Below are 7,727 nucleotides of genomic sequence, written 5' to 3'. Positions count from 1 at the left end.
CTCAATAAGGAGGTGATTAGGTATGCATAATCGACTCATTGCAATCATTGGCGCAGGGGTGATGGGATGTGCCACAGCACTGGATGTCGCGAGGGCTGGTTATCGTGTAATTTTGCAGGATATTTCGGCGTCGGTCATCGAACACGCCCCTGATGTTATACGTCGTGAATATCGTTCAGCTTGCTTTCTGAAGCAAGGGTACGGTCAGGTGCCCCTGGATCAGATCATGGAACGGATCTCGTTCCAGACACAAGATGAAGGTGTGGAAGAGGCAAGTATCATTATTGAAAATGTAACCGAGAACCTGGAGTTGAAAAAGGAAGTTTATGCACGACTATCCCACAAGGTTCGTCCGGATGTTTTATTTGCGCTAAATACAAGCTGTATTTCCGTGACAAAGCTCGCTTCATTTTTGCCTGACCCAGGTCGAGTCATTGGGGTGCATCTGATGAATCCGGTTCCCGTTAAATCCATGGTGGAGGTGATCAAAGGACATCATACAACACAGGGTACGGAACATGAGATGGTAGCGTTTTTGGAAACTCTTGATAAAAGTCCAGTTGTCATAGAGGATCTGCCCGGGTTTGTCTCTAATCGCCTCTCGCACTTGTTAATGAATGAAGCGGCGTACATTGTACAGGATGGAATCGCTACACCCGAGCAGGTGGACGCCATTATGAAGAAGGGCTTCAATTATCAGATGGGGCCGCTGGAGACGGCGGATCTGATTGGTCTAGATACGGTCGTGCATTCATTGAAAGTATTGTACGACAGCTATCAGGACCCCAAATTCCGATGCTGTCCGATGTTGCAGAAAATGGTTGATGCAGGACAGTGGGGGCGGAAGACGGGTCAAGGATTCTATGCCTACTAATGATGAAGGGTGGCATGACCATGGAAAAGCTCAAGGATATCAAGTGTATCGTTTGGGATCTGGACCACACCATATGGGATGGGGTTTTGCTTGAATCTGCAGATGTGCAACTGAAGCCGGGCTTAAAGGAGGTGATTGAAAAACTGGACCAGCGAGGTATTTTGCACTCTGTTGCCAGTAAAAATGATGCAGAGCTGGCTTGGGCGAAACTAAACGAACTGGGCATCGCCGAATATTTTCTATATCCCGAAATCCATTGGGATGCGAAGTCCGTCTCTGTTCAGCGGATTCAGCAGAACATTAATATCGGCATGGATGCCATTCTGTTTGTGGATGATCAACCTTTTGAACTGGAAGAAGTGCAAAGTGTACATGCTGACATCCAGGTACTTCATGCGGATCAATATGAAACCATGCTTGATGACCCAAGGCTGATGCCTCGATTCATTACAGCCGACTCTGCGTGCAGAAGGCAGATGTACCAGGCGGATACGCTCCGTAAACAGGCTGAGGAACAGTATGAGGGACCTTCAGAACAATTTCTGGCTACGCTTGGCATGAAATTTTCCATCTACGAGGCTACTGAGGATGATCTTCAACGTGCAGAGGAACTTACCGTTCGCACCAATCAACTAAATGCAACGGGAATTACCTACAGTTACGAGGAGCTGCACCAACTGATGACCTCGCAGGACCATATGTTATTGGTGTGTGAACTCGAAGACAAATACGGGACATATGGCAAAATTGGGCTTGCACTAATTCACATGCAGCAGAAGGTATGGCGGCTAAACATGCTTCTGATGTCTTGCAGAGTGATGTCCAGGGGAGCAGGGAGTGTACTGCTAACGTATATCATGCGTGAAGCTCAGAAGCAGGGCAAACAGATGCTTGCGGACTTCAGGGATACCGGAAGGAACCGGATGATGAATATCAGCTATCGCTTTGCCGGTTTCCAGCAGCAATCTGCAGATCAGGAAGGAAGAGTACTGTTTCATCATGATTTGCAGCAGGCTGTAGATTTTCCAGATTACATTGAGGTTTTAGTGCCCGAGGGGCAACATCAATAACAAGGGGGAAGGGCAGTGGATTATCGTCAGGAAATTCGGGAGTTTATCGGGAACAACCTCACCATGGATCATGAGGACACTCAAATTAATGATAATGACAATTATTTTGAGCAGCGGTTCGTCAATTCGCTCTTTGCGATGCGTTTGGTGGACTTTGTAGAGCGTAGATTCCAGATTGAGATAGCAAATGAAGATCTGGATTTGGCTAATTTCTGCACGATTAACCGTTTGCATGATCTTATTGAGAGAAAGTTGACTGAGAAGGAGGCGGCACTATGATTACAGCTAATCAGGCATCCATTCGTCCAGTCACAAGTCCGGCAACCAGCCCGTCCAACAAATATATGTATTTGTTTTTGGGAATTTCCTTTGGCACATGTTATGGAATCGCAAGTTTGTTCATGTTCTTTGCGGATTTTATTGTACCCATAACAGGTGAGTTAACCTTGATGCATCCACTTGCGATCGTTGCTCTGTATTCACCTTCCATTGCCGGATTAATTACATGTTATGTGATGGGCGGAACGGAAGCATTAAAAGGAATGTTTATGAAGTTGGTTCCGCGCAGACAGGACCTGTTCTGGATACCGCTCATTATTGGAATTTCAATCATCTTTGCATCAACAATGCACTTTGGTTCCTTGTTATTCGGCATACCGGTCCCTGAACTGACATATAGTGTACCTGAAATGATCTGGTTGGGGATTGTGAATCTGATCAAGGAGACGGGGCTGATTGGTGGGCTGTTTGGCTGGATCGGATTTTTGCTTCCATTCTTGCAAGGGAAGTTAAAAAATAATATAACAAGTGGTCTGATTACCGGCCTGTTGTTCGGATTATGGGTGCTTCCGGGATACTTGATTTCCTCTTTTGGCACCTCAACCACTTACATATACTACGTTGTTCAGCTTATGGCATTTATCGTGTTCCAAAGTTATATCTTCAATGCAACCAAAGGTACACTTCTGTTTTATCTGCTTGCATTCTGGCTTGTAGCCACAGGAAGTCAAATTGATTTGTACTACTTTAATCCGCAAGTTCAAATTATGCAATTCTTCTTTTTTGCAATATCGGCTATTGTCATACATGTCATTTTCAAGCGTAAAAATGTGGATACTTCACTTCAGACATTCCCTGCATATGTTCTGGAAAGAAAGTAAGCCTGGTTATGGTGGTGGATAAGTGATGGAACCGATCTATTTGGAGCAGCTACAAAAGGGGGAGGGAAACAGACAAATGGTCTGTTTTCCTTATCTCGGTGGCAACTCCAACAGTTTTCAGCCCCTAGTGCCGTACCTTCCTGACACGGAAATTTGGGCGTTTACGCCCCCGGGTCATGGTCTGAACACCGAAACTCCCCTGGAGCATATGCAGCAACTCGTAGAACTGTATACCAGCAAACTGCTGGATGTTATACAGCCCGGCAGTCTGTTATTTGGACATAGTCTGGGAGGAATTACAGCCTACTTCGTTGCGCAGCGCTTATGTCAGGAACGTCCAGATGTAGCTAAAACGCTACGGCTTGTGTTATCTGCCTGCAACACGCCTGACGAATGCGGGATGCAGAATTATGATCAGATGTCAGACGAGAATCTGATTGATCATCTGTTTTCCTATGAAGCTCTTCCGCAAGAACTGATACATGAAAAAGAATTATTGAATTATTTTCTGCCCGTCATCCGGGCGGATTTCAGGATGCTGGAATCTGCAGCAACGCTTGAATATGAGCCGCTCTCATTGCCGGTATTGTATCTGTGGGGAGAACGGGATCGTACCGTTACCCTTCAATCAGCGTTGAGATGGGGCCGATATTTTGGCACATCCATGAAGCTTCAAACCATCAAAGAGGGTGCTCACATGTTCATGATGCATCAACCTTCAACGGTGGCGCATTGTCTGACAAGCTTTATGACTCCAGATAAATAGGAACAACTTGTAGATGAGAGGAGCCATGTTCGTTTATGCTGCTACGAATGCTGAGAAACGATATAACGAGAAAAAAAGGGATTACGGCTGCGTTGTTTATTTTTGTACTGCTGGCCGCCTTGCTGGTATCTTCGGGGTCACGAATGATTATGGAACTGACGAGTTCCATCCAATATCTATTTTCTGAATCCAAAACACCACACTTTGTGCAAATGCATGCCGGAGAGATCGATCAGGCCAAAGTGAACACATGGGCTGAAGAAAATGCCATGGTCCAGCAGCATCAGATTGTGGAAATGGTCAACATTGACGGCTCTAATCTGTTTCTCGGAGCAGAGTCCGAAAAGAACAGTGTTATGGACATTGACTTTGTTACACAGAATCAGGGTTTCGACTATTTGTTGAATCTGGACAGTGAGATTATTCAGGTGAACGATGGCGAGATCGCGGTTCCGGTATATTACATGCAGCAAAAAAAATTGAGCGTGGGCGACCAGGTTCGGATCGATAATGGTCAATTTGAGCGTTCTTACACCATCGTTGATTTTGTCCGTGATGCTCAGATGAATCCATCGGTTGTGCACTCCAAACGTTTTATTGTGAGTACAGGGAATTTGCAGGAACTGAAGCAGAGCGTCGGAGAGATGGAGTATCTCATTGAATTCCGGTTGACCGATCCCGGACTGACAAGTGAATTTACCCAGGCTTACCAAAATGCCGGACTTCCCAACGCGGGTCCAGTCGTAACCTATGGGCTGTTCCAGGTATTGAATGCCATGACCGACGGAGTTATTGCAGCCGTTATTATTTTGGTCAGTCTTGTGCTGATTCTGATTGCGATGCTTTGCATCCGATTCACGATGCTTGCGACCATCGAAGAGGATTATCGTGAGATTAGTGTCATGAAAGCGATTGGAATCGCAGAGAAGGATATTAAGAGACTGTATCTGATGAAGTATGTATTTATGGCCGGATTTGCATCCGTGCTTGGTTACATTGCATCACTTGGCGTTAACAGACTATTTGTTTCCAACATCATGTTGTATATGGGAAAAGCACCTGCAACCCTGTTGCATTTCGCGATTCCGTTATTAGCCGCTGGAATAATATTTGCCATGGTTGTTCTGTTCTGTCGAACGGTACTGCGGCGTTTTCGTTCCATCTCCGCGGTGGATGCTCTCCGTACCGGGAGCCTGGGAGATACCCAGATCATTCGAAACCGGCTTAGTTTGTCCCGCAATCGCTGGTCTTCCGTACCTGTCTTTCTTGGTCTGAAGGAAGTGATACAGCGAATCAAGATGTTCCGATTATTGTTATTCGTCTTTGTAGTCAGTTCATTTATCATGATTGTGCCGGTCAACTTCCTGAACACTTTGCAGGCGCCAAGTTTTATCTCTTATATGGGTGTTGGACAAAGTGATATTCGCATTGACTTGAGGCACACAGATGATGTGGAGCAGCGTTATGACAATCTGGTTGCTCAGATCCAAAATGATAAAGACATCAAAACGTATTCCCCATTGGTAACAAGCCAGTTCAAGATTAAAAATGCGGAAGGAAGTTACGACAATCTGAGTGTAGAAACTGGGGATTTCAGTATTTTCCCATTGTCTTATGTTAGCGGTAATGCGCCAACAACCGAGAATGAAATTGCGTTATCTGATGCCAACAGTAGCGAGCTGCGCCTGAAGACTGGTGAGCAACTTACTTTGCTGGTTAATGGCAAGGACCAGATGATGACGGTCAGCGGAATATACCAGGACGTTACGAATGGTGGGAAAACGGCGAAGGCCTTATTGCCTTACAACAAGGATAGTGTGTTGTGGTACGTGGTCAGTATGGATCTGAATAATCGCGGGGACATGGCTACCAAAATTGCTGAATATGAGGCGGCTTTCTCGCCAGCCAAAGTAACCGATCTTCAAGGTTATCTGGATCAGACGTTAGGCGGAACCATCCAACAATTGAAAATGGTGACGATGCTGGCCTTGGTCATCGGTGTCTTCATATCTATTTTAATTACAGCACTGTTCCTTCAGATGTTAGTAGCCAAGGACAACAACGACATTGCTGTACTAAGAAGTCTTGGGTTTGCCTTGTCTAAAATCAAGTTCAAGTATGTCGTGATGTCACTTGTCATATTAATCTTAGGGGTTGTTACTGGAACGATATTGTCCAATACGCTGGGTCCGTTGCTAGTTAGTGCCATTATGTCGACGTTCGGTGCTTCCAATATTGTTTTTGTTGTTGACCCGTTACAGGCATATGTTTTGTGTCCATTGTTACTTGCAGGCACGATTGTACTGACAGCATGGATTAGCATCCAATCGATCAAGGAAACGAGCATATCCAAAATGATTGTCGAATAGGGAGGATCAACGATGACAACTATACTTGAGGCTAAAGACGTGAATAAATCCGTAGCGATCGGCGAGAATGAAGAACATAACATCTTAAAAGATATCAACCTTCAATTAAAAAAGGGAGAATTTGTTTCCATCATGGGGCCATCTGGCTCAGGCAAGTCTACCTTACTGTACAACATAAGTGGTATGGATCAGATTAGTGCTGGAAGTGTCTATTTTAATGGCAAAAAAATATCGGCATTTGAGGAGAGGGATCTGGCAAGTCTACGTTTGACCAAGATGGGATTCATCTTTCAAAATATTCATCTGCTCAAGAATCTGAATCTATTAGACAATATCGTACTTTCCGCGTATCTGGCCAAGAATAGCAGCAGAGAAACGATTAATACACGGGCGATGTCATTAATGAAAAAAATGGGGATTGATGAGCTGGCTGGGCATAACATCACCCAAGCCTCAGGCGGACAGCTTCAACGGATTGCCATCTGCCGTGCGCTGATTAATAATCCAGATATTTTATTCGGCGATGAACCAACGGGGGCGCTGAATTCCAAATCAACGTATGAGATCATGGATATTCTGGGCGATATTAATGCAACGGGTACAACCATTCTGCTGGTGACCCATGATGTGAAAGTCGCTGCCAGATCGGAACGTGTACTGTTTATGATGGACGGTAAGCTGGTTGCAGACAGAAATATTGGAAAATATGCAAGAGAGCGTCAGGATCTAAAAACAAGGGAAAGCCATTTGGCGCAATGGTTGACTGAAATGGGGTTCTAAAAAAAGAACTCCATGACTACAATAGACCGACAGTCGGTCGAACGTATCGGAGGCCAGGATATGAGACTGATAAAAAACCCGGAAGAACGCAGGAACGAGATTTTGGATGCTGCCGAGGTTCTGTTTGTAACAAAGGGATATACCAAAGCTACGGTCATGGATATCCTACAGGCATGCAACATTGCCAAGGGTACATTTTATTATTATTTTCAGTCCAAGGAAGAGGTTATGAACGCCATCGTTATGCGTTTTATTCTGAGCGGGGAGGCATCAGCCAGGCACGTGGTGTCCGACCCCAAACTGGACGCCCATGACAAAATTTTTCGCATCATGATGGCGCAGAATCAGCCTGACGGCAGAAAACATGATCTCATCGAGCAATTGCACAGTGTTCATAATGTGGAGATGCACCAAAAGAGTCTTGTAGAGACGGTAATTCGATTAAGTCCCATCTTGGCCGAGGTGGTAGAGCAGGGCATTCAGGAGGGGGTATTTCATACACCTAACCCAAAGGAATCCATCGAATTCCTGCTCGTATCTTCACAATTTTTGCTGGATCGAGGCATCTTTCAATGGGAGGAGGAAGAACTCCAAAAAAAGGTTGAAGCATTCACACATATTATGGAACGTGTGCTGGGAGCAGAAAAAGGAAGCTTCGCCTACGTCACTCGTCTCTATTTTCCGAATCAAGGTTAGCCGAGAAAGGAG

The 7,727-nt window shown here is 45.2% G+C and carries 8 protein-coding genes; all 8 read left to right on the top strand.

The features are described 5' to 3' along the window. The first annotated feature begins 22 nt into the window (after positions 1 to 22). From EL84_RS28015 to EL84_RS27980, 8 genes are read left to right on the top strand one after another with little or no spacing between them, the layout of a single operon-like run. A complete protein-coding gene (locus EL84_RS28015; protein WP_047843827.1) occupies positions 23 to 874 on the top strand; it encodes a 3-hydroxyacyl-CoA dehydrogenase family protein in 852 nt (283 codons plus the stop codon). A gap of 20 nt (positions 875 to 894) precedes the next feature. Then, the gene (locus EL84_RS28010; RefSeq protein ID WP_047844447.1) at positions 895 to 1,944 is read left to right on the top strand and encodes an HAD-IIIC family phosphatase; all 1,050 of its coding nucleotides are present in this window, start codon (positions 895 to 897) and stop codon (positions 1,942 to 1,944) included. A 15-nt stretch (positions 1,945 to 1,959) separates the two neighbouring features. Beyond that, on the top strand, positions 1,960 to 2,223 hold the full coding sequence (locus EL84_RS28005) for an acyl carrier protein (protein ID WP_017687156.1): 264 nt from the start codon (positions 1,960 to 1,962) through the stop codon (positions 2,221 to 2,223). Continuing rightward, entirely contained in the window at positions 2,220 to 3,104 is an 885-nt protein-coding gene (locus tag EL84_RS32345) for a hypothetical protein (protein ID WP_179086485.1), read from the top strand. Before EL84_RS28005 ends, EL84_RS32345 begins: the two co-directional genes overlap by 4 nt. Positions 3,105 to 3,129: 25 nt before the next feature. Further along, a complete protein-coding gene (locus EL84_RS27995; RefSeq protein WP_047843826.1) occupies positions 3,130 to 3,870 on the top strand; it encodes a thioesterase II family protein in 741 nt (246 codons plus the stop codon). A gap of 35 nt (positions 3,871 to 3,905) precedes the next feature. After that, positions 3,906 to 6,239, top strand: a complete 2,334-nt coding sequence (locus EL84_RS27990; protein ID WP_047843825.1) for an ABC transporter permease — start codon at positions 3,906 to 3,908, stop codon at positions 6,237 to 6,239. Positions 6,240 to 6,251: 12 nt separating this feature from the next. Beyond that, a complete protein-coding gene (locus EL84_RS27985; protein ID WP_047843824.1) occupies positions 6,252 to 7,019 on the top strand; it encodes an ABC transporter ATP-binding protein in 768 nt (255 codons plus the stop codon). A gap of 60 nt (positions 7,020 to 7,079) precedes the next feature. Continuing rightward, positions 7,080 to 7,715, top strand: coding sequence for a TetR/AcrR family transcriptional regulator (locus tag EL84_RS27980; RefSeq protein ID WP_047843823.1), 636 nt, complete (start codon positions 7,080 to 7,082; stop codon positions 7,713 to 7,715). Positions 7,716 to 7,727 lie beyond the last annotated feature (12 nt).

It is taken from the genome of Paenibacillus sp. VT-400, from assembly GCF_001029205.1.
Classification (GTDB): domain Bacteria; phylum Bacillota; class Bacilli; order Paenibacillales; family Paenibacillaceae; genus Paenibacillus; species Paenibacillus amylolyticus.
The sequence above is the reverse complement of the archived record's forward strand: the minus strand, read 5'-3'. Positions and strand labels throughout refer to the sequence as shown.